Source organism: Thauera sp. K11, assembly GCF_002354895.1.
In the GTDB taxonomy this organism is placed as follows: domain Bacteria; phylum Pseudomonadota; class Gammaproteobacteria; order Burkholderiales; family Rhodocyclaceae; genus Thauera; species Thauera sinica.
The window spans coordinates 658,783-684,854 of the sequence record NZ_CP023439.1; the positions used below are offsets into that span (position 1 = coordinate 658,783).

The 26,072-nt window shown below is 65.0% G+C and carries 14 protein-coding genes, 2 tRNA genes and 2 rRNA genes; 11 read left to right on the forward strand and 7 right to left on the reverse strand.

The annotated features are described in order from the left end of the window. Window positions 1-514: 514 nt before the first annotated feature. Window positions 515-1,294 carry a ParA family protein gene (locus tag CCZ27_RS03060; RefSeq protein ID WP_096445377.1) on the reverse strand — a complete coding sequence of 260 codons (780 nt, stop codon included), beginning with the start codon at window positions 1,292-1,294 and terminating at the stop codon, window positions 515-517. A 321-nt stretch (window positions 1,295-1,615) separates the two neighbouring features. Between CCZ27_RS03060 and CCZ27_RS03065 the strand changes: the two genes are divergently transcribed. The 4 genes from CCZ27_RS03065 to dnaE all read left to right on the forward strand — a co-directional run bounded on the left by CCZ27_RS03065 (window position 1,616) and on the right by dnaE (window position 9,815). Next, complete coding sequence (locus CCZ27_RS03065) at window positions 1,616-3,913, forward strand: NADP-dependent malic enzyme (protein WP_096445380.1); 2,298 nt, start codon at window positions 1,616-1,618, stop codon at window positions 3,911-3,913. A gap of 102 nt (window positions 3,914-4,015) precedes the next feature. Continuing rightward, window positions 4,016-5,197: a phospholipase A gene (locus CCZ27_RS03070; protein ID WP_096445382.1), complete on the forward strand. Its 1,182-nt coding sequence runs from the start codon at window positions 4,016-4,018 to the stop codon at window positions 5,195-5,197. Between the two features lie 42 nt (window positions 5,198-5,239). Continuing rightward, window positions 5,240-6,214, forward strand: a complete 975-nt coding sequence (locus CCZ27_RS03075; RefSeq protein WP_096445384.1) for a quinone oxidoreductase family protein — start codon at window positions 5,240-5,242, stop codon at window positions 6,212-6,214. Window positions 6,215-6,299: 85 nt separating this feature from the next. Next, the gene (gene dnaE, locus CCZ27_RS03080) at window positions 6,300-9,815 is read left to right on the forward strand and encodes a DNA polymerase III subunit alpha (protein ID WP_096445386.1); all 3,516 of its coding nucleotides are present in this window, start codon (window positions 6,300-6,302) and stop codon (window positions 9,813-9,815) included. Between the two features lie 115 nt (window positions 9,816-9,930). Here dnaE and CCZ27_RS03085 read toward each other — a convergent pair whose 3' ends face one another. The 4 genes from CCZ27_RS03085 to CCZ27_RS03100 all read right to left on the reverse strand — a co-directional run bounded on the left by CCZ27_RS03085 (window position 9,931) and on the right by CCZ27_RS03100 (window position 14,894). Further along, window positions 9,931-10,230 carry an acylphosphatase gene (locus tag CCZ27_RS03085; RefSeq protein WP_096445388.1) on the reverse strand — a complete coding sequence of 100 codons (300 nt, stop codon included), beginning with the start codon at window positions 10,228-10,230 and terminating at the stop codon, window positions 9,931-9,933. Continuing rightward, entirely contained in the window at window positions 10,223-11,914 is a 1,692-nt protein-coding gene (locus tag CCZ27_RS03090) for a SulP family inorganic anion transporter (RefSeq protein WP_096445390.1), read from the reverse strand. Before CCZ27_RS03090 ends, CCZ27_RS03085 begins: the two co-directional genes overlap by 8 nt. Window positions 11,915-12,065: 151 nt before the next feature. Next, complete coding sequence (metG, locus tag CCZ27_RS03095; protein ID WP_096445392.1) at window positions 12,066-14,231, reverse strand: methionine--tRNA ligase; 2,166 nt, start codon at window positions 14,229-14,231, stop codon at window positions 12,066-12,068. 90 nt (window positions 14,232-14,321) lie between these two features. Beyond that, window positions 14,322-14,894, reverse strand: a complete 573-nt coding sequence (locus tag CCZ27_RS03100) for an OmpA family protein (RefSeq protein WP_096445394.1) — start codon at window positions 14,892-14,894, stop codon at window positions 14,322-14,324. Between the two features lie 197 nt (window positions 14,895-15,091). On the opposite strand from CCZ27_RS03100, the gene apbC reads away from it, so the two are divergent. The 3 genes from apbC to CCZ27_RS03120 all read left to right on the forward strand — a co-directional run bounded on the left by apbC (window position 15,092) and on the right by CCZ27_RS03120 (window position 19,259). Further along, window positions 15,092-16,183 carry an iron-sulfur cluster carrier protein ApbC gene (gene apbC / locus CCZ27_RS03110; protein ID WP_096445398.1) on the forward strand — a complete coding sequence of 364 codons (1,092 nt, stop codon included), beginning with the start codon at window positions 15,092-15,094 and terminating at the stop codon, window positions 16,181-16,183. A gap of 120 nt (window positions 16,184-16,303) precedes the next feature. After that, window positions 16,304-16,870: a dCTP deaminase gene (gene dcd, locus CCZ27_RS03115; RefSeq protein ID WP_096445400.1), complete on the forward strand. Its 567-nt coding sequence runs from the start codon at window positions 16,304-16,306 to the stop codon at window positions 16,868-16,870. A 142-nt stretch (window positions 16,871-17,012) separates the two neighbouring features. Next, window positions 17,013-19,259, forward strand: coding sequence for an arginine/lysine/ornithine decarboxylase (locus tag CCZ27_RS03120; protein ID WP_096445402.1), 2,247 nt, complete (start codon window positions 17,013-17,015; stop codon window positions 19,257-19,259). Window positions 19,260-19,360: 101 nt separating this feature from the next. Here the strand turns inward: CCZ27_RS03120 and CCZ27_RS03125 are convergent, their stop codons facing one another. Beyond that, entirely contained in the window at window positions 19,361-19,867 is a 507-nt protein-coding gene (locus CCZ27_RS03125; RefSeq protein ID WP_096445404.1) for a dihydrofolate reductase, read from the reverse strand. Beyond that, window positions 19,864-20,658, reverse strand: a complete 795-nt coding sequence (locus CCZ27_RS03130) for a thymidylate synthase (RefSeq protein ID WP_096445406.1) — start codon at window positions 20,656-20,658, stop codon at window positions 19,864-19,866. The genes CCZ27_RS03125 and CCZ27_RS03130 overlap by 4 nt, the downstream gene beginning before the upstream one ends. 401 nt (window positions 20,659-21,059) lie before the next feature. Between CCZ27_RS03130 and CCZ27_RS03135 the strand changes: the two genes are divergently transcribed. From CCZ27_RS03135 to CCZ27_RS03150, 4 genes are all read left to right on the forward strand, one after another. Continuing rightward, window positions 21,060-22,595, forward strand: a 16S ribosomal RNA gene (locus tag CCZ27_RS03135). A gap of 77 nt (window positions 22,596-22,672) precedes the next feature. Further along, window positions 22,673-22,749, forward strand: a tRNA-Ile gene (locus CCZ27_RS03140). Between the two features lie 21 nt (window positions 22,750-22,770). Then, window positions 22,771-22,846: transfer RNA gene (locus tag CCZ27_RS03145), tRNA-Ala, on the forward strand. A 254-nt stretch (window positions 22,847-23,100) separates the two neighbouring features. Continuing rightward, window positions 23,101-25,985 (forward strand): 23S ribosomal RNA (locus CCZ27_RS03150). Together the 16S and 23S rRNA genes with 2 tRNA genes alongside form the textbook arrangement of a ribosomal RNA operon. The last annotated feature ends 87 nt before the right edge of the window (window positions 25,986-26,072 follow it).

A 26,072-nucleotide genomic window follows, 5' to 3' on the forward strand; every position in this document is an offset into this window, starting at 1 on the left:
CGGACAGTCCTCGCCCCCTCCACGAATGCCCGGCATCCACCGCGCCTGCGTGGTTGCGGTCTGGGCCGCCGTTTGATCGAGGGGCGTCGATGCGGTAGTCGGGCAGGTCGTCGAAGGTGACTGGAACGTCGCTGCCGTGCTGCCGCAGCGGTGCGATTGCGATGCCGGGATGCTCGTGACGTTCGTCTATTCGATGGCAGCCCCGACGGTCAGGCGATGCTGCCCGCGATGGCGGCGTCAGTTTCCTGACAGGGCCGCCGTCAATCAGGCCCGACGACGCACGAACTGCCGCGCATAAGACATCCACCCGCCGCCCCACGAGGCCCACGCAGGCGCGAAATCCCGGGTGCGGGGTAGTCGTGGAGGGGCGAGGACTGTCCGAGCGAGCGCAGCGAGCGAGTTCCGCAGCCCCGGAACGAATACCCCGTGCCCGGGATTCCCCGGACCCGCAACTCGCTCCCTCAACCCTCGATCCATCCCAAACGCCGAAGCGCTCCCGAAGAGCAGGTCCCGCTCAAGCCCCGTACCTGCGCTGCAGCGTATCGTGCAGCGCGACGAATTCCTGCGACAGCTTGTGCCGGGGATCGAGGTGGATCATCGGCTTGGCCTGCTCGTGCGATTCCTTGACCTTGACCGAGGCCGACAGATAGGGCTGCAGCACCGGCAGGCCCTCGGCGATCAGTTCCTGGACGACCTTCGCCGGCAGGCTGGCGCGCGGCTGGAACTGGTTCACCACGATGCCTTCCACTTGCAGGTCGCGGTTGTGGTCGGCCTTGATCTCCTGCACGTTCTCGAGCAGCGAATACAGTGCGCGGCGCGAGAATTCGTCGCAGTCGAAGGGAATCAGGCAGGCGTCGGCGGCGATGAGGGCCGAGCGGGTGTAGAAGTTCAGCGCAGGCGGGGTGTCGATGAAGATGCAGTCGTAGTCGTCGCCGATCTCGCGCAGCGCATCGCGCAGCTTGTAGATCTTGTAGCGCGACTCCAGCTTGCCCTGCAGTTCCTCGAGCTGCGGATGCGAGGGCATCACGTACAGCCCCTCGAAAGGCGTGGCGACGATGAAGTCCCCGGTGGCGCGCGGGTTCAGGCGGAAGTTCAGCGTCTGGTCGAAGAAGTCGGCCAGCGTCGCATCGAGCGTGTCGCTGCCTGCGCCGAGCAGATACTGGGTGGAATTGCCCTGCGGATCGAGGTCCACCACCAGCGTGCGCTTGCCCTGGTGGGCGCTGATCGCCGCGAGGTTGCAGGTGATCGTGGATTTGCCGACTCCACCCTTCTGGTTGAACACCACGCGCCGCATTCGCCTTCCTCCCTTCGTCATCGTCCGCATTCTGCCAAAATCCCGGCCCGATCGGGGTTTTCCCGGCTTTGCAAGCAGGCGGGACTGCTCTTGCGCATCAGCGGTGCGCTCTGACAAATGCTCGGGCGCTGCGCTAAACTTCCGCAACGTCACTTGCGCGGATCGAGCGTCCGCAGTGGAGTCCGTCCGTCGAGCCGCCCGCAGAGCGCCGCGACGACCCGCTCCTCGTGGCGTAGCAGTCGCCGCGCCCCAGCGCGCCTGCTGTATCCAGGCCAGACAACAACCATCAATGGACCTCACTGTTCCGAGAGGGGAGAACACATGGATCAAGATTTCATTGCTGCAGCGCTGGATTACCATCGCGCGCCCACCCGCGGCAAGATTTCGGTCGTCCCGACCAAGAGCCTGATCAACCAGCACGACCTGGCGCTGGCCTATTCGCCCGGTGTGGCGGCCGCCTGCGACGCGATCGTCGAGGAGCCCACGCAGGCGCGCGAGTTCACCAGCCGCGGCAACCTCGTCGCGGTGGTCACCAACGGCACCGCGGTGCTCGGCCTGGGCAACATCGGCCCGCTGGCGGCCAAGCCGGTGATGGAGGGCAAGGGCTGCCTGTTCAAGAAGTTCGCCAACATCGATGTGTTCGACATCGAGATCGCCGAGAACGACCCCGACAAGCTGATCGAGATCATCGCCTCGCTCGAGCCCACGCTCGGCGGCATCAACCTCGAGGACATCAAGGCGCCCGAGTGCTTCTACATCGAGAAGAAGCTGCGCGAACGCATGAAGATCCCGGTCTTCCATGACGACCAGCACGGCACCGCGATCATTTCCGCCGCCGGCCTCATCAACGGCCTGAAGGTCGTCGGCAAGGACATCGGCAAGGTCAAGCTGGTGTGTTCGGGCGCGGGCGCCGCGGCGATCGCCTGCCTCGACATGATGGTGAGCGTCGGCCTCAGGCGCGAGAACGTCTTCGTCTGCGACTCCAAGGGCGTGATCTACGAAGGCCGCGACGAGAACATGGAGCCGACCAAGGCGCGCTACGCGCAGCGCACCGAGGGGCGCACGCTGGCCGACGTCATCGTGGGGGCGGATGTCTTCCTCGGGCTGTCCACCGCCGGCGTGCTCAAGCCCGAGATGGTGGCGGGGATGGCCGACAAGCCGCTGATCTTCGCGCTGGCCAACCCGAATCCGGAGATCCTGCCGGCCGACGCGAAGGCGGTGCGGCCGGACTGCATCATCGCCACCGGCCGCTCGGATTTCCCGAACCAGGTCAACAACGTGCTGTGCTTCCCCTTCATCTTCCGCGGCGCGCTCGACGTCGGCGCGACGACGATCAACGAGGAGATGAAGCTCGCCTGCGTGAAGGCGATCGCCGGGCTGGCGCAGGCCGAGCAGAGCGACATCGTGGCGTCGGCCTACGGCGGCGCGGACCTCAGCTTCGGCCCCGAATACATCATCCCCAAGCCCTTCGATCCGCGCCTGATCGTCAAGATCGCCCCCGCGGTGGCCAAGGCGGCGATGGATTCCGGCGTGGCGACCGAGCCGATCCAGGACTTCGACGCCTATGTCGGCAGCCTGACGAACTTCGTCTACCAGTCCGGCATCGTCATGAAGCCGGTGTTCGCCGCCGCCAAGCGCGTGCCCGAAGGGCAGAAGCGCGTGATCTATGCCGAGGGCGAGGACGAGCGCGTGCTGCATGCCACGCGCGTGGTGATCGACGAAGGGCTGGCGCGCCCCATCCTGATCGGGCGGCCGAGCGTCATCGAGATGCGCATCAAGAAGATCGGCCTCACGCTGGTGCCCGAGCGCGACTTCGACATCGTCAATCCCGAGTCCGATCCGCGCTACCGCGAGCTGTGGGGCGAGTATCACCACATGATGTGCCGCGACGGCGTCACGCCCGAACTGGCCAAGACCAAGATGCGCCGCGACACCACGCTGATCGGTGCCATGCTGCTGCGCCGCGGCGATGCCGATGCACTGGTGTGCGGCACCTTCGGCACCTACGAATACCACCTCCGCCAGGTGCGCAACGTCATCGGCCTGAAGCCGGGCGCCAAGCTGTTCGCGGCGATGAACATGCTGCTGCTGACCAAGCGCATGCTGGTCGTCACCGACACCTACGTGAACGAGAACCCGAGCGCCGAGGACATCGCCGAGATCGCCCGCATGGCGGCCGAGGAACTGCGCCGCTTCGGCATCGAGCCGCGCGTCGCCTTGCTGTCGCATTCGAACTTCGGCAGTTCGGGAGCGGCCTCGGCGCGCAAGATGCGCGAGGCGAGCGGCATCCTGCGCCGCACTGCGCCGGACCTGGTGTCCGATGGCGAGATGCATGGCGACGCGGCGCTGTCGCCGGACATCCGTTCGGTCGTCAATCCGGAAACGACGCTCAGCGGCGAAGCCAACCTGCTGGTGATGCCCAACCTGGATGCGGCCAACATCTCCTTCAACCTGATGAAGGTGGCCAACGGCGACGGCGTCACGATCGGCCCCATCCTGCTCGGTGCCGCACAGCCGGTGCACATCCTGACCCCGTCGGCGACGGTGCGCCGGCTGGTCAATATCACCGCGCTGGCGGTGGTCGACGCCAGCGAGGGGCGCGGGCCGGCCGCGCGCTGAAAGCTGCCGCGGGGCCGCAGGACCCCGCGGCGAGAGGAATTTTCACTTCTTGCCCTCCGAACAGCCGCTACGATAGCGGCTGTTTTTTCTGGAGGACGGCGCATGATCCGAATCGCTGGCATGTGCGGTACGGTGCGGTCGATACTGGCGGCGGCCGTGCTGACGCTGCCGCTGCCGGCCCTGGCCGCCGGCTGGCTTCTCGCTTCTCCCGATCCGCGCGTGGCGCCGGGAGAGGCGTTCTCGGTGATCGTCGTCGGCCTGCCGGGCGGGGCCCCGTTGCCGGAACGTCTGCCGGCGCAGATCGAGCTGCCCGACGGCGGGCCGCGCATCGCGCTGGAACTCGTCGCGGCCGCGCCGGCCGAATCCGGGCAGCGTCGCTACGCCGGCCAGTGGCCGCGGGAGGTGATCGGCGTCGCCACGCTCACGCTGACCGATGCGCCGTCGGCGCGCATGCTGGTCGATGCCGGCGCGGCGAGCCGCACGCCGGTGGCGAACGCGCAGGCAGGAACGCTCGATCCCATGGCGCCGCCCGTCCGCCAGGCACCGTCGGCCGAGGCCGCACAGCCCAGCGCGCTGGGCTTCCACGAGCCGATGTACTTCCTGGTCGGCGGCCACGATCCGCGCTCGGCGCGCTTCCAGTTCAGCTTCCGCTACCGTCTCTTCGACGACCAGGGGGTGGTCGCGGAGAGCTTTCCGGTGGTGCGCGGCCTGTATCTCGGCTTCACCCAGACCTCGCTGTGGGATCTCGCCTCGGATTCCAAGCCTTTCCGCGACACCAGCTTCCGCCCCTCGCTGTTCTACCGCTGGATGCTGTCCGACCCCGAGGACGGCGGCTGGGTGGCCCTGTCCGGCGGCTACGAGCACGAGTCGAACGGCAAGGGCGGTGTCGATTCGCGCAGCATCGACACGCTTTTCCTGCGCGCCGAAGCCCGGCACTACTTCGATTTCGGCGACGGCCGGACCTACGTCGGCATCGCGCCCAAGGTGTGGACCTACCTGGACAAGGACGACAACCCGGACATCGCCAGCTATCGCGGCTATGGCGAACTCGGCCTGCGCCTGGGACGCGACGACGGCGTGATGTTCAGCGCGCTGCTGCGCCGCGGCACCGAGGACAAGAACAGCACCCAGCTCGATCTGTCCTATCCGCTGCGCCAGAGCGTGTTCTCGGGTGTCGGCGCCTTCCTCCATCTGCAATACTTCAACGGTTACGGCGAAACCCTGATCGACTACAAGGCGCAGCGTTCCTCGCAACTGCGGTTCGGGGTTTCGCTCGTCAGGTAGCGTTCCATCGCTCGATGCGGCTCTCGCCGACAAGGAGAAACCATGCCCCATGCCATTCGTTTCCATCGCACCGGCGGCCCCGACGTGCTGCAGTGGGAAAGCGTCGACGTCCCGCCGCCGGCCGCAGGCGAAGCACGCGTGCGCCATCACGCGGTCGGCCTCAACTACATCGACACCTATCACCGCGGCGGGCTGTATCCGGTGCCGCTGCCTTCCGGCCTGGGCCAGGAGGCGGCCGGCGTGGTGGAGGCGGTCGGCGAGGGCGTGACCGAGGTGGCGCCGGGCGACCGCGTCGCCTACGCGAGCGGGCCGCTGGGTGCCTACGCGGAAGTGCGCAACATCGCCGCCAGCCATCTGGTGCCGCTGCCGTCCGGCATCTCCTTCGAGCATGGCGCGGCGATGCTGATGCAGGGCCTCACCGCGCAATACCTGCTGCGCCGCACCTACCGCGTGCAGCCGGGCGACACGATCCTGATCCATGCCGCCGCCGGCGGCGTGGGGACCATCGCCTGCCAGTGGGCGAAGGCGCTGGGCGCCACGGTGATCGGCACCGTCAGCTCGGAGCACAAGGCCGACATCGCGCGCGCCCACGGCTGCGACCACACGATCATCTACACGCAGGAGAACTTCGCCGAGCGGGTGCGTGCGATCACCGGCGGTGAGGGGGTGCCGGTGGTGTACGACTCCATCGGCAAGGACACCTTCATGGACTCGCTCGCCTGCCTGCGGCCGCTCGGCCTGATGGTGAGCTTCGGCAACGCCTCGGGACCGGTGCCGCCGGTGGACATCGGCGTGCTGGCGCGCATGGGCTCGCTGTTCCTGACGCGGCCGACGCTGTTCACCTACGCGGCGAAGCGCGAGGATCTCCTGTCCATGGCGGCCGAACTGTTCGAGGTCGTCGCCTCGGACGAGGTGAAGATCGAGATCGGCCAGCGCTACGCGCTGAGGGACGCCGCGCAGGCGCACGTCGATCTCGAGGCGCGCCGCACGACGGGCTCCACCGTGCTGCTGCCCTGATCCGGCCCGGGCGGGCGCCTGCAGCGGGGCGGCGGGATGAAGATGCGGGGCGGGCGAGCGCGCAGGCTCGGGTAAAATCGGCGCCATGAATCCTGCAGCCCGCTCCCCGGCCGAACCGCGCTTCGTCCATCTCCGTCTCCATTCCGAATACTCGATCACCGACGGCATCGTCCAGATCGACCAGGCCATCGCCGCCGCCGCGGCCGACGGCATGCCGGCGCTCGGCCTCTCCGATCTGGCCAACCTGTTCGGCATGGTCAAGTTCTACAAGGGCGCGCGCGGCACCGGCGTGAAGCCCGTCGTCGGCGTGGACGCATGGGTCCAGAACGAGGCCGAGCGCGACAAGCCCTGGCGCGTGCTGCTGATCTGCAAGAACCGCGCGGGCTACGGCCAGTTGTGCGAGCTGCTGACGCGCGCCTACCTGGAGAACAAGTACCACGGCCGCGCCGAGATGCGGCGCGAGTGGTTCGAGAACGGCGCGGCGAGCGAGCTGCTGTGCCTGTCGGGGGCGATGCACGGCGACATCGGCATGGCGATCGCCGCGGGCAACGCGGAGCTGGCGTCCCGGCTCGCGGCCGACTGGGCGCGGCTCTTCCCCGACGCGTTCTACGTCGAGATCCAGCGCGCCGGCCATCCCGGCACCGAGAGCTACATCCGCCACGCGCTGGACATCGCCGGCCGGCTGGGGCTGCCGGTGGTGGCCACCCATCCGGTGCAGTTCCTCAAGCGCGAGGACTTCAAGGCGCACGAGGCGCGGGTGTGCATCGCGCAGGGCTACGTGCTGGCCGACAAGCGCCGGCCGCGCGACTTCACCGAGGAGCAGTACCTCAAGAGCCAGGACGAGATGTGCGAGCTGTTCGCCGACGTCCCCGAGGCGCTCGAGAATGCCGTCGAGATCGCGTGCCGCTGCTCGCTCACCGTGCAACTGGGCAAGAACTTCCTGCCGCTGTTCCCCACGCCGGACGGCATGGGCCTGGACGACTTCCTGGTGCAGGAAGCGAAGAAGGGCCTGGAAGAACGCCTCGCGCAGCTCTACCCGCATCCCGACGAGCGCGGGAAGCAGCGGCCGCGCTACGAGGAGCGGCTGAAGTTCGAGACCGACACCATCATCCAGATGGGTTTTCCCGGCTACTTCCTGATCGTGGCCGACTTCATCCAGTGGGCGAAGAACAACGGCGTGCCGGTGGGGCCGGGCCGCGGCTCGGGCGCGGGCTCGCTGGTGGCCTATGCGCTGAAGATCACCGACCTCGATCCGCTCGCCTATGCGCTGCTGTTCGAGCGCTTCCTGAATCCGGAGCGGGTGTCGATGCCCGACTTCGACATCGACTTCTGCCAGGACAACCGCTACCGCGTCATCGAGTACGTGCGCGAGCGCTACGGCAAGGACGCGGTGAGCCAGATCGCCACCTTCGGCACCATGGCCTCGAAGGCGGTGGTGCGCGACGTCGGCCGCGTGCTCGACCTGCCCTACGGCCTGTGCGACCGCCTGTCCAAGCTGATCCCGATCGAGACCGCCAAGCCGGTCGCCCTGGCCAAAGCCTACGAGATGGAGCCGCAGATCGGCGAGATGATGGCCGACGGCAACGACGGCGAGTCGGTGCAGGAGCTGTGGGGCCTGGCCCAGCCGCTGGAGGGCCTGTCGCGCAACGTCGGCATGCACGCCGGCGGCGTGCTGATCGCACCGGGCAGGCTCACCGATTTCTGCCCGCTGTACATCGCCGACGGCGACGACGCCACGCCGGTGTCGCAGTTCGACAAGGACGACGTGGAAGCGGTCGGCCTGGTCAAGTTCGACTTCCTCGGCCTGCGCAACCTCACCATCATCGAACTGGCGCTGGAATACGTCGAGCACCTCGAGGGCAGCCGGCCCGACCTGATGAGCCTGGGCTTCGAAGACCCCGCCGCCTACCAGATCCTGAAGGACGCCAACACCACGGCGATTTTCCAGGTGGAATCGGAGGGGATGAAGAAGCTCCTGAAGAAGCTCGCGCCCGACCGCTTCGAGGACATCATCGCGGTGCTTGCGCTCTATCGCCCGGGCCCGCTCGGCTCGGGCATGGTGGACGACTTCATCCTGCGCAAGAAGGGCCAGCAGGAGATCGACTACTTCCATCCCGACCTCAAAGCCTGCCTGGAGCCGACCTACGGCGTCATCGTGTACCAGGAACAGGTGATGCAGATCAGCCAGATCATCGGCGGCTACACCCTGGGCGGCGCCGACATGCTGCGTCGCGCGATGGGCAAGAAGAAGCCGGAGGAGATGGCCAAGCACCGCGCCACCATCGCCGACGGCGCCAAGCAGAAGGGCTACGACCCGGCGCTCGCCGAGCAGCTCTTCGACCTGATGACCAAGTTCGCGGAGTACGGCTTCAACAAGTCGCACACCGCGGCCTACGCGGTGGTGACCTATCACACCGCGTGGCTGAAGGCGCATCACTGCGCGGCCTTCATGGCGGCGACGATGTCGTCCGACCTGGACAACACCGACACGGTCAAGATCTTCTACGAGGATACGGTCGCCAACGGCATCGTGGTGCTGCCGCCGGACGTCAATACCTCCGACTACCGTTTCGTGCCGGTGGACCGCAGGACGATCCGCTACGGCCTCGGCGCGGTGAAGGGCGTCGGCGAGCCGGCGGTGCGCGCGATCCTGGCTGCGCGCGCGAAGGGCGGGAAGGAGGGCGGCGCGTTCCGCGACCTTTTCGATTTCTGCGAGCGGGTGGACCGGCGCATGGTCAATCGCCGCGTCGTCGAGGCGCTGATCCGCGCCGGCGCGATGGACACGCTGGAAGGCCACGAGGGCCTGGACCGCGCGCAGTTGATGGCCACCGTCGCGCTGGCGATGGAGGCGGCCGAGCAGGCTGCGGCCAATGCGATGCAGGGCGGCCTCTTCGACATGCTGCCCGAGGCCGCGGGCGCCGCGCCCGAATTCGCTCGCATCCGCCCGTGGTCCGAGCGCGAAAGGCTGAAGGAGGAAAAGCTCGCGATCGGCTTCTTCCTGTCCGGCCATCCGTTCAACGCCTTCAAGCCCGAGGTGCGCCGCTTCGTGCGCCGCACGCTGGCCCAGCTCGAGCCCTCGCGCGACATCTCGATGCTGGCCGGCGTGGTGATGGAGACGCGGACCAAGATGGGCAACCGCGGCAAGATGGCCTTCGTGCTGCTGGACGACGGCACGCAGCCGCGCGAGGTCGCGGTGTATTCCGAAGTGCTGGACGCCAGCCGCGGCAAGATCGTCACCGACGAGGTGCTGGTGGTCGAGGGCAAGGTCAGCAACGACGAGTTTTCCGGCGGGCTGCGCATCATTGCCGACCGCCTGCTGACGCTGGGCGAGGCGCGCTGCCGCTTCGCGCGTGCGCTGCAACTGCGCATCAACGGCGAGGTGGGTGCCAGCGGCGGTGCGGCGGCGGCCGCGAACCGCCTGCAGACGCTGCTCGAACCCTTCCGCGAGGGCGGCTGCCCGATCCGCGTCAGCTACCGCAACGCCGCGGCCGAGGCGGAACTGCCCTTTGGCGACGGCTGGCGCGTGCGGCCGGACGATGCACTGCTCGAGAGCCTGCGCGAGTGGCTGCCGCCGGAGTCGGTGGAAGTGGTCTATCCCTGATACGGAGCAGAGCCGGTCCGGGCGTCCCGCCGCGCGTGCGCCGGGCATCCGGCCGGCCTGCGGTGTCGCCGGACCTCGCCCGGCGCGGCCATGGCGCAGGCGGAGCCGCCTGGTATCAGGCAGTCGGCCGTTGCTCGAAACCCGCGGCGGGTTCCGCGTCGGCCGGTGTGACGTCGATGCGCGTGACCTGCGCCCTGGGCGGACCTTCGTGCGCCCACGCGACGAACGCCTCGATGGCGCCCGGCGCGCCGATCACCAGCGCCTCCACGCTGCCGTCCAACCGGTTGCGCACCCAGCCGCGCAGGTCCAGCCGGATCGCCTCCGCCCGGGCGCCGGCGCGATACCCCACGCCCTGCACGCGCCCGTGGATGGCGAGGCGGCGGGCGGCGAAGGCGGACGGATCTCCGTCAGGCATACGAGACCTCCGGGTCCTTGCCGCTGAGCCACTGCGCCCGCAGCAGGGCATCGGTGAGGTTGGAGGTGACGTTGCCGGCGCCGAGCTTGTCGACGAAGCCCGAGCGCGCGACGATCGAATCCGGCTGCGGGTTGAGTCCGCACAGGACGAGGTGGGCGCCGCGCTTTTGCAGGTTGCGGTGCAGTGTCTGCAGGATGTCCAGCCCGGTGGTGTCGATGTTGATGACCTTGTCCATCTCCAGGATCACCACGTCCGGATGGCCGTGCTCCATCAGCAGCAGGTTCTCGAGCTTGTTGGCCGCGCCGAAGAACAGGCTGCCGAACATGTCGTAGGCCAGGATGCGCGGGGTGCCGTCCGCGCGGGAGAGGGCTTCGACGCCGTAGTGGTCTTCCAGCGGGATGCGCTCGATGCGGGTCAGGTCCGACATGCGGTAGATGAAGAACAGGCTCGCCAGCACCATGCCCAGTTCCACCGCCAGCGTCAGGTCGAAGACCACCGTGACGAAGAAGGTGCCCAGCAGGATGGTGCGGTAGTTGAGCGAGTAGCGCGCCAGTTCCTGCGGTGCGAACGCATGCCATTCGCCCATGTTGATCGACACCAGGACGACGATGGCCGACAGCGTGGCGAGCGGGATGTGGCTGGCCAGCGGCGCCAGCGCCAGCACGATGGCCAGCAGCACCGCCGCATGGATCACGCCGGCGACCGGGGTGCGTCCGCCAGTGCGGATGTTGGTGGCGGTGCGGGCGATCGCGCCGGTGGCGGCGAAGCCGCCGAACAGCGGCGCGACGACGTTGGCGACGCCCTGCGCCATCAGTTCCTGGTTGGGGTCGTGGCGGTCGTCGATCTGGCTGTCGGCCACGCGTGCCGACAGCAGCGACTCGATCGCGCCCAGCAGGGCGATGGTGATCGCCGGCACGATCAGCTTGCCGAGGGTGCCCAGGCTCAGGGCGGGCAGTGCGATGGACGGCATCTCGCGCGGGATGCCGCCGAAGCGGCTGCCGATCGTGTCGACCGGGAGGGCGACCAGGGCATTCACCGCGGTCATGATGATCAGCACCGCCAGCGGGCCGGGCAGGCGGCGCATCCAGGCGATTCTCGCCGCCAGCCGGTTCCACCCGAGCAGCACGCCCAGCGAGACGATCGCCACGCTCACGGTCGGCAGGTCGATCGTCGGCAGCGCCGCCCACAGCGTCGCCATCTTGGCGAAGAACTCTCCGGGCAGGTTGTCGATCTTCAGCCCGAGGAAGTCCTTGATCTGCGAGATGAAGATGACCACCGCGATGCCGTTGGTGAAGCCGATCACCACCGACAGCGGGATGAAGCGGATCATGTTGCCCAGCCGCAGCGCGCCCATCGCGAACAGCAGGATGCCCGACATCGTCGTGGCGATGAGCAGGTTCTGCACGCCGTGGTCGGCGACGATGGCGTAGATGATGGGGATGAAGGCGCCGGTCGGGCCGCCGATCTGCACGCGCGAGCCGCCGAGGAGGGAGATCAGGAGGCCGGCGACGATGGCCGTCCAGATGCCGGCGGTGGGCGACATGCCGCTGGCGATGGCGAAGGCCATGGCCAGCGGCAGGGCGAGCACGCCGACGGTGATGCCGGCGGAAAGGTCGTTGATGAACGCCCCGTGGCCGTAGCCCGCAAGGGTGTCGAAAAGCTTGGGACGGAACTGGATTTTCATGCGGACTCCGCTGCGAACTCGAACCGGTCTGGTTTTTTAAGCTCATGCGGCGCCGCCCCGGCGGGCGGCGCTACGGAGACAGGCGCCCTCGTCCCGCGTGCTGCAGGACAATCCAGCGTTTGGAGGGCGTCAGCGGCATCCGATCAGTCCGTCACTTGACGCGCATGCCCGGTGTCGCGCCGGCATCCGGCGACAGGATGTAAAGACCACCGTCCTTGCCTTCGGCGTCGGAGGCGGCGAGCACCATGCCTTCGCTCATGCCGAACTTCATCTTGCGCGGCGCGAGGTTGGCGACCATCACCGTCAGCCGGCCGACCAGCGCGGCGGGGTCGTAGGCCGACTTGATGCCGGCGAACACCTGGCGCGGCCTCGGGTTGCCGGCCTCGTCGGTTTCGCCGATGTCGAGCTGCAGGCGGATCAGCTTGTCGGCGCCCTCGACGTGCTCGGCACCGGCGATCCGGGCGATGCGAAGGTCGACCTTGGCGAAGTCGTCGATGCCGATCTGCGGCAGGGCCGTCTCGGCCGCCTGCGCGGCGTGCTGCTGCTTCTCGGCGTGGCGCTGCTGGGAACTGGCCGCCTTCGCGTCCTTCGCCGGCGCGGCGGGAGCGAGCGATTCGCGGTTGGCCTCGAGCAGGGCATCGATCTGCTTGCGCTCGACGCGGGTCATCAGGTGGCTGTAGGAGCGGATGGCGTGGCCGGCGGCCAGCGGCGCCCAGCCGCCCTGCCAGTCCATGGCGGGGATCGCCAGGAAGGACTCGACCTGTCCGGCCAGCGCGGGCAGTACCGGCTTCAGGTAGCGGGCGAGGTCGCGGAACATCGTCAGCGCGGTGCTGCACACCGTGTGCAGGAGGGCGTCCTGGCCTTCCTGCCTGGCCAGCTCCCACGGCTTGTGGTCGTTGACGTACTGGTTGGCGACGTCGGCCAGGCGCATGATCTCGCGCAGCGCGCGGCTGTAGTCGCGCTCGTCGTAAGCGGCGGCGATGCGGCCGTCGGCCCAGGCGGCGGCGAATTCGGCACAGGCCGCGGCATCCGTCCCGCCCAGCCGGCCGTCGAAGCGCTTGCCGACGAAGCCGGCGCAGCGGCTGGCGATGTTCACGAACTTGCCGACGAGATCGGAATTGACCTTGGCGATCATGTCGTCGAGGTTGAGGTCGACGTCTTCCATCGTGCCGTTCGACTTGCCGGCGAAGTAGTAGCGCAGCCACTCGGGGTTGAGCTGCTGGCCGATGTAGGAGTGCGCGGTGATGAAGGTGCCGCGGCTCTTGCTCATCTTGGCGCCGTCCACGGTCAGGAAGCCATTCACGCACAGCCGGCTCGGCGTGGCGTAGCCGGCGAACTTCAGCATCGCCGGCCAGAACAGGGCGTGGAAGTACAGGATGTCCTTGCCGATGAAGTGCACCATCTCGGTGCCGGCGGCCTCGGCGCGGGCGGCGTCGGTGTAGTCCTCGACCGCGATCGCCTCGTCCGCGGCGGCGCGCCTGGCGGCGAGGTTGCGGAAGCTCGCGAGATAGCCGATCGGTGCGTCCAGCCACACGTAGAAGTACTTGCCCGGCGCGCCGGGGATCTCGAAGCCGAAGTAGGGCGCATCGCGGGAGATGTCCCAGTCGGACAGCTTGTTCTCGCCTTCCTCGCCCAGCCATTCCTTCATCTTGTTGGCGGCCTCCGTCTGCAGGCGGCGCTCGCCGGCGGCGTTGGTGCCGCGCGTCCAGGCGCGCAGGAATTCCACCGCGCGCTCGTCCGACAGCCGGAAGAAATAGTGCTCGGAAGTCTTCAGCACCGGTTTGGCGCCGGAGACCGCGGAATACGGGTTCTTCAGATCGGTGGGCGCGTAGGCGGCGCCGCAGGCTTCGCAGTTGTCGCCGTACTGGTCGGCCGTGCCGCATTTCGGGCATTCGCCCTTGATGAAGCGGTCGGGCAGGAACATCTCCTTGACCGGGTCGTAGTACTGCTCGATCGCGCGTGTGTCGATGAAGCCGGCGGCCTTCAGCCTGTCGTAGATGTCCTCGGCGTAGGCGCGGTTTTCCGGGCTGTGGGTCGAGTGGTAGTTGTCGAAGGCGACGCCGAAGGCGGTGAAGTCGCGCAGATGCTCGCCATGCACGCGGTCGATCAGTTGCTCGGGCGTCAGGCCCTCTTTCTCGGCGCGCAGCATGACGGGCGTGCCGTGGGTGTCGTCCGCGCAGACGTAATGCACCGCGTGGCCCCGCATGCGCTGGTAACGCACCCAGATGTCGGCCTGGATGTAGCCGACGAGGTGGCCAAGGTGGATGTCGCCGTTGGCGTAGGGGAGTGCGTTCGTGACGAGGATCTTGCGGGACATGTTGGCTGCGCGCGAATCTAAAACGCACAGTTTATCAAAGCGCGGCGCGGTGCCGCGCTGGAAGTCGTGCGCGGCGCGGCAGGCGGGCGTTCAGGGCATCGGCCGTAGGATGATCTCGACGCGGCGGTTCCGCGCGCGGCCCGACTCCTGCGCGTTGCTGGTCAGCGGGTCGGCCTCGCCGCGTCCGTCCGCGCTCAGCCGCGCGAGGCCGATGCCGCGGCTGCGCAGGTATTCGGCGACGGCTTCGGCGCGCGCGATCGAAAGCTGCAGGTTGTACATCTCGCTGCCCTGGCTGTCGGTGTGGCCGACGACCTGTATCGCCACGTCGGGCTCGGCGGCGAGCGCGGGGGCGAGCGCGTCGAGCGCGCGCATCAGCGGCGGGCGCAGCTCGGTCCTGCCGGAGGCGAAACCGTCGGAGACCGGGATCTGCAGCCTCAGGCCGTCGGCGCTCGCGTCGCCGATCTCGATGCCGGGCACGCTGCGCAGCGCGCCGGCCAGCTTCGCGCGCAGCGACGTCCAGTCGGGTGCCGGGTCTGGGGCGGGCATGCGCGCCGAGTTGCCGTCGTGGATGGGGGCGGTGCCGGCGCCTGGCCGCGGCGGGGTGGCGCAGGCGGCGAGCAGGGCGGCGAGAAGGACGGGGAGCAGTGAGGTCTGGATCTTCATGATGGCGGGAACGGGATGTACTGCCGGCACGGCATGTGCGGCGCAACGCGCGGTGCGGGCGTTTGCACGGGGCGCCGCGCACGGATGCTGGCGCGGGAAACCATGATGTCGGCGCGGATGAGCGAAGTCCGTGCCTTCGGTATGATCGTGCAGTTCGCCGCCGATGCGCGGATGGTCCGATTATCAAGGAAAACGCGATGAGTCTTAACCTGGAATCCGTAACCGAGGCGCTCAAGTCGGTCGTCGACCCCAATACCGGCAAAGACTTCGTGTCGTCGCGCTGCATCCGCAACCTCGTCGTGAGCGGCGCCGACGTGCGTTTCGATGTCGAACTCGGCTACCCGGCCCGCAGCCAGCACGAACCGGTGCGCGCCATGCTGGCCGAGGCGCTGGCGAAGCTGCCCGGCATCGGCAAGGTCGACATTTCGGTGACGAGCAAGGTCGTGGCGCATGCGGTGCAGCATGGCGTGAAGCTGCTGCCGGGCGTGCGCAACATCGTCGCGGTGGCGTCCGGCAAGGGCGGCGTCGGCAAGAGCACCACGGCGGTCAACCTGGCGCTCGCCCTGGCGGCCGAAGGCGCGCGCGTCGGCATCCTGGATGCCGACATCTATGGCCCGTCGCAGCCGCAGATGCTCGGCATCGGCGACCGGCGGCCGGAGTCCCACGACGGCAAGACGATGGAACCGCTGGAAGCCCACGGCCTGCAGGCCATGTCCATCGGTTTCCTCATCGACCAGGACACGCCGATGGTCTGGCGCGGCCCGATGGCCACCCAGGCGCTGAACCAGTTGCTGAAGGACACCGCCTGGAAGGATCTGGACTACCTCGTCATCGACATGCCGCCGGGCACCGGCGACATCCAGTTGACGCTGTCGCAGGCCGTGCCGGTGACGGGCGCGGTGATCGTCACCACGCCGCAGGACATCGCCCTGCTTGATGCGCGCAAGGGGCTCAAGATGTTCGAGAAGGTGGGCGTGCCCATTCTCGGCGTGGTCGAGAACATGAGCATCCACATCTGTTCGAAGTGCGGGCACGAGGAGCACATCTTCGGCCACGGCGGCGGCGAGAAGATGTGCGCCGACTACAAGATCCCCTTCCTCGGCGCGCTGCCGCTCGACATCCAGATCCGCGAACAGGCCGATGGCGGCGCGCCCACCGTGGCGTCGGACCCGGATGGCCGCATCGCGGCGGTGTACAAGCAGATCGCACGCAAGGTGGCGGTGCGCATCGCCGAGAAGGCGAAGGACATGACGCACAAGTTCCCGAACATCGTGATCCAGAACACCTGAGCGCAGCGGCCGTAGCACCGGCCGCGGCGCCCGGTTGCGGCCTTCCCGCACGGCGGCGCTTGCCCTAAACTACCGCGTTTTTCGTCTTCGGCCGCCCGGCCGCACAGGAAGCCCGCGCAGATGTCCATCAAGTCCGACAAGTGGATCCGCCGCATGGCGGAGCAGAAAGGCATGATCGAACCTTTCGCGCCGGAACTCGTGCGCAGCAACGACGGCGGCCGCATCGTGTCCTACGGCACGTCGAGCTACGGCTACGACGTCCGGGTCGCCAACGAATTCAAGATCTTCACCAACATCAACTCGACCATCGTCGACCCCAAGGACTTCGATGCGCGCAACTTCGTCGACTTCACCGGCGACGTGTGCATCATCCCGCCGAACTCCTTCGCGCTCGCGCGCACGGTCGAATACTTCCGCATTCCGCGCAGCGTGCTCACCGTGTGCCTGGGCAAGAGCACCTACGCGCGCTGCGGCATCATCGTCAACGTGACGCCGCTCGAGCCCGAGTGGGAAGGGCATGTGACGCTGGAGTTTTCGAACACCACGCCGCTGCCGGCCAAGATCTATGCCAACGAGGGCGTGGCGCAGATGCTGTTCTTCGAATCGGACGAGATCTGCGAGACGTCCTACCGCGACCGCGGCGGCAAGTATCTCGGCCAGACCGGCGTCACGCTGCCGAAGATCTGAGCGCGCCCGAAGTCCTGCCGAATCCCGGGGGCCGCGCGCGGCCCCCGCTTTTTTCGAATCGAAGCCGGTAACGTCCGGGCAAAATCGGTGGAGTAGAATTCCCGCTTTGTCCCACCCTGGCGCGGCGCTGGAGAACATCAGGATGCGATTCCATTTCCCCATCATCATCATCGACGAGGACTTTCGCTCGGAGAATGCATCCGGCCTGGGGATCCGCGCGCTCGCGAAGGCGATCGAGGACGAGGGCATCGAGGTCCTCGGCGTGACGAGCTACGGCGACCTGACCTCCTTTGCGCAGCAGCAGAGCCGTGGGTCGGCCTTCATCCTGTCGATCGACGACGAGGAGTTCTCCTCGCCCGAGGCGGCCGACAAGGCGATCGCCGACCTGCGCGCCTTCGTGCAGGAAATCCGCTTCCGCAACGCCGACATCCCGATCTTCCTGCACGGCGAGACGCGCACCACCCGCCACATTCCGAACGACGTGCTGCGCGAGATGCACGGCTTCATCCACATGTTCGAGGATACGCCGGAGTTCATCGCACGCTACGTCGTGCGCGAGGCGAGGAACTACCTCGACTCGCTGCCGCCGCCGTTCTTCCGCGCCCTCACGCATTACGCGGCCGACGGTTCGTATTCATGGCACTGCCCGGGGCACTCGGGCGGCGTCGCCTTCCTGAAGAGCCCGGTCGGGCAGATGTTCCATCAGTTCTTCGGCGAGAACATGCTGCGCGCCGACGTCTGCAACGCGGTCGAGGAACTCGGCCAACTGCTCGACCACACCGGGCCGGTGGCCGCCTCCGAGCGCAACGCGGCGCGCATCTTCAACTGCGACCATCTGTATTTCGTCACCAACGGCACATCGACGTCGAACAAGATGGTGTGGCACACGACGGTGGCGCCCGGCGACATCGTCGTCGTCGACCGCAACTGCCACAAGTCCATCCTCCATTCGATCATCATGACCGGCGCGATCCCGGTGTTCCTGACGCCGACGCGCAACCACTACGGCATCATCGGCCCGATCCCGCTGGAAGAGTTCTCGATGGAGAACATCCGCAAGAAGATCGAGGCGAATCCCTTCGCGCGCGAGGCGAAGAACAAGAAGCCGCGCATCCTGACGATCACCCAGTCGACCTACGACGGCGTGGTGTACAACGTCGAGACGATCAAGGAGATGCTCGACGGAAAAATCGACACGCTGCATTTCGACGAGGCGTGGCTGCCGCATGCGGCCTTCCACGACTTCTATGGCGACTACCACGCCATCGGCGAGGACCGCCCGCGTTGCCGCGAATCGATGGTCTTTTCCACCCAGTCGACGCACAAGCTCCTGGCCGGCCTGTCGCAGGCATCGCAGATCCTCGTGCAGGATTCGCAGACCCGCAAGCTGGACCGCGACATCTTCAACGAGGCGTACCTGATGCATACCTCGACCTCGCCGCAGTACGCGATCATCGCCTCGTGCGATGTCGCCGCGGCGATGATGGAGGCGCCGGGAGGCACCGCGCTGGTGAATGAATCCCTCACCGAGGCGGTCGAGTTCCGCCGCGCGATGCGCAAGGTCGATGCCGATTTCGGCGAGGCGGACTGGTGGTTCCAGGTCTGGGGGCCGGAGTACCTCGCCGAGGAAGGTCTCGGCGGGCGCGAGGACTGGATTCTGAAGGCCGGCGAGCGCTGGCATGGATTCGGCAACCTGGCCGACGGCTTCAACATCCTCGATCCGATCAAGGCCACGATCATCACGCCGGGCCTCAACATGGACGGCGATTTCGCCGAGCACAACGGGATTCCCGCCGCGATCGTCACCCGCTACCTGGCCGAACATGGCGTCATCGTCGAGAAGACCGGCCTGTACTCCTTCTTCATCATGTTCACGATCGGCATCACCAAGGGCCGGTGGAACACGATGGTGACCGAACTGCAGCAGTTCAAGGACGACTACGACCGCAACCAGCCGCTGTGGCGGGTGATGCCCGAATTCATCGCCAAGCAGCCACGCTACGAGAAGGTCGGGCTGAAGGATCTGTGCGACCAGATCCACAGCTTCTACAAGGCGCACGACATCGCACGCCTGACCACCGAGATGTACCTGTCCGACATGGTGCCCGCCATGAAGCCGGCCGACGCCTTCGCGAAGATGGCGCACCGCGAGATCGAACGCGTCGGCATCGACGAACTGGAAGGGCGTGTCACCGCCATGCTGGTGACGCCCTATCCGCCGGGCATCCCGCTGCTGATCCCGGGCGAACGCTTCAACGCCACCATCGTGCGCTACCTGTGTTTCGCGCGCGATTTCAACGCCCGCTTCCCGGGGTTCGAGACCGACATCCATGGGCTGGTGAAGAGCGAGGACGGTCGCTATCACGTCGATTGCGTCGCCGACGACTGATCCGGACCGTCGTGCCGCCCGCTGGCGGCAAGCAGCTCGGGGAGAATCGGAAAGGGCCGCATTGCGCGGCCCTTTCCCTTTGATGCCCGTTACTCGGCTCGTTATTCGGTCCGCCGCCTGCGGTACTGGACGAAATCGAAATCGTGCTCGTTGTCCGCGTCGGCCTCGTGCGGCTCGCGGCGTTCCTCGATGAACTGCATGCTGTCGATGGGTGGGAAATGCGCGTCGCCATCGACGTCGGCCCACACTTCGGTGAGCATCAGCCTGTCGGCGCGGGGCATCAGTTGCCGATAGATCTCGGCACCGCCGATGACGAACACTTTCTCGTTGCCGCCTGCCGCAGCCAGCGCCGCGTCAACGCTCGCGAAGACCTCCGCGCCCTCGGCACGGAAGCCGGGATCACGGCTGACGACCATGTTGCGCCGACCGGGCAGCGGTCGTCCCAGCGATTCCCAGGTCCTGCGCCCCATCAGCAGGGGGTGGCCCAGCGTGACCGCGCGGAAACGCCGCAAGTCCGCCTTCAGCCGCCAGGGGAGTCCATTGTCGCGGCCGATCACGCCGTTGCGCGCGACGGCTGCGATGATGACGACGTCGGGGCGCGTGCTCATACCGCCACCGGCGCCTTGATGTGCGGATGCGGGTCGTAGCCTTCGAGGGTGAAATCCTCGAAGCGGAAGGCGAACAGATCCTTGACCTCGGGATTCAAATGCATTTTCGGCAAGGGCCTGGGAGCGCGCAGCAACTGCTCGCGTGCCTGCTCCAGATGGTTCAGGTAGAGGTGGCAATCGCCGCCCGTCCAGATGAAGTCGCCGGGGCTGAAGTCGCAAGCCTGGGCGATCATCAGCGTGAGCAGTGCATAAGAGGCGATGTTGAACGGTACGCCCAGGAAGATGTCCGCGCTGCGCTGATAAAGCTGGCAGGAGAGCCGGCCATTGGCGACATGGAACTGGAACAGCGCGTGGCAGGGCGGAAGCGCCATGTGGTCGACTTCAGCCGGGTTCCAGGCGGACACGATGTGCCGGCGCGAATCCGGGTTCCTGCGCAGTCCGTCGAGCAGTTTCGCGATCTGGTCGACCATGACGCCGTTCGCACCTTCCCAGCGGCGCCACTGCTTGCCATACACCGGACCCAGGTCGCCGTTCTCGTCCGCCCACTCGTCCCAGATGGAGACCTTGTTCTCCTTCAGATAGCGAATGTTCGTGTCGCCCTGAAGAAACCACAGCAGTTCATGGATGATCGACCGGGTGTGCAGCTTCTTGGTCGTCAACAGCGGAAAACCTTCCTCGAGCCGGAATCGCATCTGCCAACCGAAGACGGACAGCGTGCCCGTACCGGTGCGATCCGTCTTCCGGTCTCCATGCTCGAGCACGTGACGCATCAGGTCCAGATATTGTTTCATGGCGTCGATCCGGGGAAATGCCTGATTCTACATCCCGGGCTTGCCCCGGTGCGCGGGGCATTGACAGTCGTTTCCGGGCGCTTATACTGCGCGGCTCTCTTTCGTCGGCGCGGTTCCCTGCGTGAGCGTTGGCGCGTTGAGGCGGGCGGGGGAAGCGGGAAGCGCGGCGTGGTGGTTTCGGTTTTCTCGGAAACGTCCGTCGCGCTGGGGGTTGACGGGTTGTGTGGAGTTAGCCATAATTTCGTTTCTCTGCTGCAGCGATGCAGCGGTTCTTTAAAAAGTCGAACAACCGATAAGTGTGGGTGCCAGGTCGTTGTGGCGGGCAGCGAGAGCTGCCTGGTTTCGCAATGATTGGGTACTCGCATTACAGTCAGTAATGATTTTGAGTACCTTGTAGGATTGAACTTAAGAGTTTGATCCTGGCTCAGATTGAACGCTGGCGGCATGCTTTACACATGCAAGTCGAACGGCAGCGGGGGCTTCGGCCCGCCGGCGAGTGGCGAACGGGTGAGTAATGCATCGGAACGTGCCCATTCGTGGGGGATAACGTATCGAAAGGTACGCTAATACCGCATACGCCCTGAGGGGGAAAGCGGGGGATCTTCGGACCTCGCGCGATTGGAGCGGCCGATGTCGGATTAGCTTGTTGGTGAGGTAAAGGCTCACCAAGGCGACGATCCGTAGCGGGTCTGAGAGGATGATCCGCCACACTGGGACTGAGACACGGCCCAGACTCCTACGGGAGGCAGCAGTGGGGAATTTTGGACAATGGGGGCAACCCTGATCCAGCCATGCCGCGTGAGTGAAGAAGGCCTTCGGGTTGTAAAGCTCTTTCGGCCGGGAAGAAATCGGACGCTCTAACATAGCGTTCGGATGACGGTACCGGACTAAGAAGCACCGGCTAACTACGTGCCAGCAGCCGCGGTAATACGTAGGGTGCGAGCGTTAATCGGAATTACTGGGCGTAAAGCGTGCGCAGGCGGTTTGGTAAGACAGGTGTGAAATCCCCGGGCTTAACCTGGGAACTGCGCTTGTGACTGCCAAGCTGGAGTACGGCAGAGGGGGGTGGAATTCCACGTGTAGCAGTGAAATGCGTAGAGATGTGGAGGAACACCGATGGCGAAGGCAGCCCCCTGGGCCTGTACTGACGCTCATGCACGAAAGCGTGGGGAGCAAACAGGATTAGATACCCTGGTAGTCCACGCCCTAAACGATGTCGACTAGTTGTTCGGTGCAGCAATGCGCTGAGTAACGCAGCTAACGCGTGAAGTCGACCGCCTGGGGAGTACGGCCGCAAGGTTAAAACTCAAAGGAATTGACGGGGACCCGCACAAGCGGTGGATGATGTGGATTAATTCGATGCAACGCGAAAAACCTTACCTACCCTTGACATGCCAGGAACCTTGGTGAGAGCCGAGGGTGCCTTCGGGAGCCTGGACACAGGTGCTGCATGGCTGTCGTCAGCTCGTGTCGTGAGATGTTGGGTTAAGTCCCGCAACGAGCGCAACCCTTGTCACTAGTTGCCATCATTTGGTTGGGCACTCTAGTGAGACTGCCGGTGACAAACCGGAGGAAGGTGGGGATGACGTCAAGTCCTCATGGCCCTTATGGGTAGGGCTTCACACGTCATACAATGGTCGGTACAGAGGGTTGCCAAGCCGCGAGGTGGAGCCAATCCCTTAAAGCCGATCGTAGTCCGGATCGTAGTCTGCAACTCGACTGCGTGAAGTCGGAATCGCTAGTAATCGCAGATCAGCATGCTGCGGTGAATACGTTCCCGGGTCTTGTACACACCGCCCGTCACACCATGGGAGTGGGTTTCACCAGAAGTAGGTAGCTTAACCTTCGGGAGGGCGCTTACCACGGTGAGATTCATGACTGGGGTGAAGTCGTAACAAGGTAGCCGTATCGGAAGGTGCGGCTGGATCACCTCCTTTCAAGAGAAGACGCCACGACCGGCCGTGGCATCCACAGCTTATCGGTTGTTCAGACCAAGAGCCTCGAAGGCGTTTGAGGGTCTGTAGCTCAGTCGGTTAGAGCACCGTCTTGATAAGGCGGGGGTCGTTGGTTCGAATCCAACCAGACCCACCAAACTCAAGCGGTCTGTCGGGAGGGGCTGTAGCTCAGCTGGGAGAGCGGCGGCTTTGCAAGCCGTAGGTCGTCGGTTCGATCCCGACCAGCTCCACCAGCGCTTCGAGAAGCCAGACCTGGCGATGGGTGCCGTCGTCATGTCTGGCTTCTTGGACGATAGCGATATCGGCCGGAAGGTTCGTTCTTTAACAAAGTGGAAGAAGTGCAGTGCGCATCGAGCCGGTGCGCGCTGCAAGTTGTGTGATTGCATCGGTTCGGGCTGCGTGGTCAGCACAGCCCGGACCGCACAAGCGAGTTCGCCTATGGCCGGCTCTTCGAGCGCGTGAGCGCGAGGAGGAGCCAAGGTTATAGGATCAAGCGACGAAGTGCATGTGGTGGATGCCTTGGCGATCACAGGCGATGAAGGACGTGTAAGCCTGCGAAAAGCTTCGGGGAGCTGGCAATAGAGCTTTGATCCGGAGATGTCCGAATGGGGAAACCCACCCCGCAAGGGGTATCCCAGACCGAATCCATAGGTCTGAGGAGGCGAACGCGGCGAACTGAAACATCTAAGTAGCCGCAGGAACAGAAATCAACCGAGATTCCGTAAGTAGTGGCGAGCGAACACGGAAGAGCCTGCACGACAAAACCATCAGCTTAGCAAAACGGTCTGGAAAGTCCGACGATACAGGGTGAGAGTCCCGTATGCGAAAAGCCGGTGGCGGGTCTGAGCGTGCGACAAGTAGGGCGGGACACGTGTAATCCTGTCTGAAGATGGGGGGACCATCCTCCAAGGCTAAATACTCGTGATCGACCGATAGTGAACCAGTACCGTGAGGGAAAGGCGAAAAGAACCCCGGGAGGGGAGTGAAATAGATCCTGAAACCGCATGCATACAAACAGTGGGAGCCTCGAAAGGGGTGACTGCGTACCTTTTGTATAATGGGTCAGCGACTTACGTTCTGTAGCGAGCTTAACCGAGTAGGGGAGGCGTAGCGAAAGCGAGTCTGATAAGGGCGTCGTAGTTGCAGGGCGTAGACCCGAAACCGGATGATCTATCCATGGCCAGGATGAAGGTGCCGTAACAGGTACTGGAGGTCCGAACCCACTAACGTTGAAAAGTTAGGGGATGAGCTGTGGATAGGGGTGAAAGGCTAAACAAATCCGGAAATAGCTGGTTCTCCCCGAAAACTATTTAGGTAGTGCGTCGTACGGACACTTGCGGGGGTAGAGCACTGTAATCGTTGGGGGGGTCATTGCGATCTACCCCGCGATAGCAAACTCCGAATACCGCAAAGTGATATACGGCAGACAGACATCGGGTGCTAACGTCCGGTGTCAAGAGGGAAACAACCCAGACCGCCAGCTAAGGTCCCAAATGCATGGCTAAGTGGCAAACGAGGTGGGAAGGCCCAGACAGCTAGGAGGTTGGCTTAGAAGCAGCCACCCTTTAAAGAAAGCGTAATAGCTCACTAGTCGAGTCGTCCTGCGCGGAAGATGTAACGGGGCTCAAGCCATGAACCGAAGCTGCGGATGTGTCTTTGACACGTGGTAGGGGAGCGTTCCGTAAGCCTGCGAAGGTGTCTCGTAAGGGATGCTGGAGGTATCGGAAGTGCGAATGCTGACATGAGTAGCGATAAAGGGTGTGAAAAGCACCCTCGCCGTAAGCCCAAGGTTTCCTGCGCAACGTTCATCGGCGCAGGGTGAGTCGGCCCCTAAGGCGAGGCAGAAATGCGTAGTCGATGGGAAACAGGTCAATATTCCTGTACCGCTCTATGATGCGATGGGGGGACGGAGAAGGTTAGGTTGGCCGGGTGTTGGACGTCCCGGTTTAAGTGTGTAGGCGTGCCGCGTAGGCAAATCCGCGCGGCTGAGCCAAGGCATGATGACGAGGATCCTCGGATCCGAAGCAACGGATACCCCGCTTCCAGGAAAAGCCTCTAAGCTTCAGTCATAGAGTGACCGTACCGCAAACCGACACAGGTGGGCTGGTAGAGCATACCAAGGCGCTTGAGAGAACTCAGGAGAAGGAACTCGGCAAATTGATACCGTAACTTCGGGAGAAGGTATGCCCCGTTAGCTTGTAGGCGAACAGCCGAAGGGCGAAGGGGCCGCAGAGAATCGGTGGCTGCGACTGTTTATTAAAAACACAGCACTCTGCAAACACGAAAGTGGACGTATAGGGTGTGACGCCTGCCCGGTGCCGGAAGGTTAAGTGATGGGGTGCAAGCTCTTGATCGAAGCCCCGGTAAACGGCGGCCGTAACTATAACGGTCCTAAGGTAGCGAAATTCCTTGTCGGGTAAGTTCCGACCTGCACGAATGGCGTAACGATGGCCACACTGTCTCCTCCTGAGACTCAGCGAAGTTGAAATGTTTGTGAAGATGCAATCTCCCCGCGGCTAGACGGAAAGACCCCATGAACCTTTACTGTAGCTTTGCATTGGACTTTGACGGGACTTGTGTAGGATAGGTGGGAGGCTAGGAAGCCGGAACGCTAGTTCCGGTGGAGCCATCCTTGAAATACCACCCTGGTGTCGTCGAGGTTCTAACCCAGACCCGTGAATCCGGGTCGGGGACCGTGCATGGTGGGCAGTTTGACTGGGGCGGTCTCCTCCCAAAAGGTAACGGAGGAGTACGAAGGTCACCTAGGTACGGTCGGACATCGTACTGATAGTGCAATGGCAAAAGGTGGCTTGACTGCGAGACCCACACGTCGAGCAGGTGCGAAAGCAGGTCATAGTGATCCGGTGGTTCTGTATGGAAGGGCCATCGCTCAACGGATAAAAGGTACTCTGGGGATAACAGGCTGATTCCGCCCAAGAGTTCACATCGACGGCGGAGTTTGGCACCTCGATGTCGGCTCATCACATCCTGGGGCTGTAGCCGGTCCCAAGGGTATGGCTGTTCGCCATTTAAAGTGGTACGTGAGCTGGGTTTAAAACGTCGTGAGACAGTTTGGTCCCTATCTGCCGTGGGCGCTGGAAGTTTGAGAGGGCCTGCTCCTAGTACGAGAGGACCGGAGTGGACGCACCCCTGGTGTACCGGTTGTGACGCCAGTCGCATCGCCGGGTAGCTATGTGCGGAAGAGATAACCGCTGAAAGCATCTAAGCGGGAAACTCGCCTCAAGATGAGACTTCCCCGGGGCCCAGAGCCCCCTGAAGGGTCGTGGAAGACCACCACGTTGATAGGTCGGGTGTGGAAGCGTGGCAACACGTTAAGCTAACCGATACTAATTGCCCGTGCGGCTTGATCCTATAACCTTGGACAACCGCGATACTCGCACACGTGTCACACCCACACGTGTCACACCAATCACACAACGCTTCTTCGACACTTTGGCT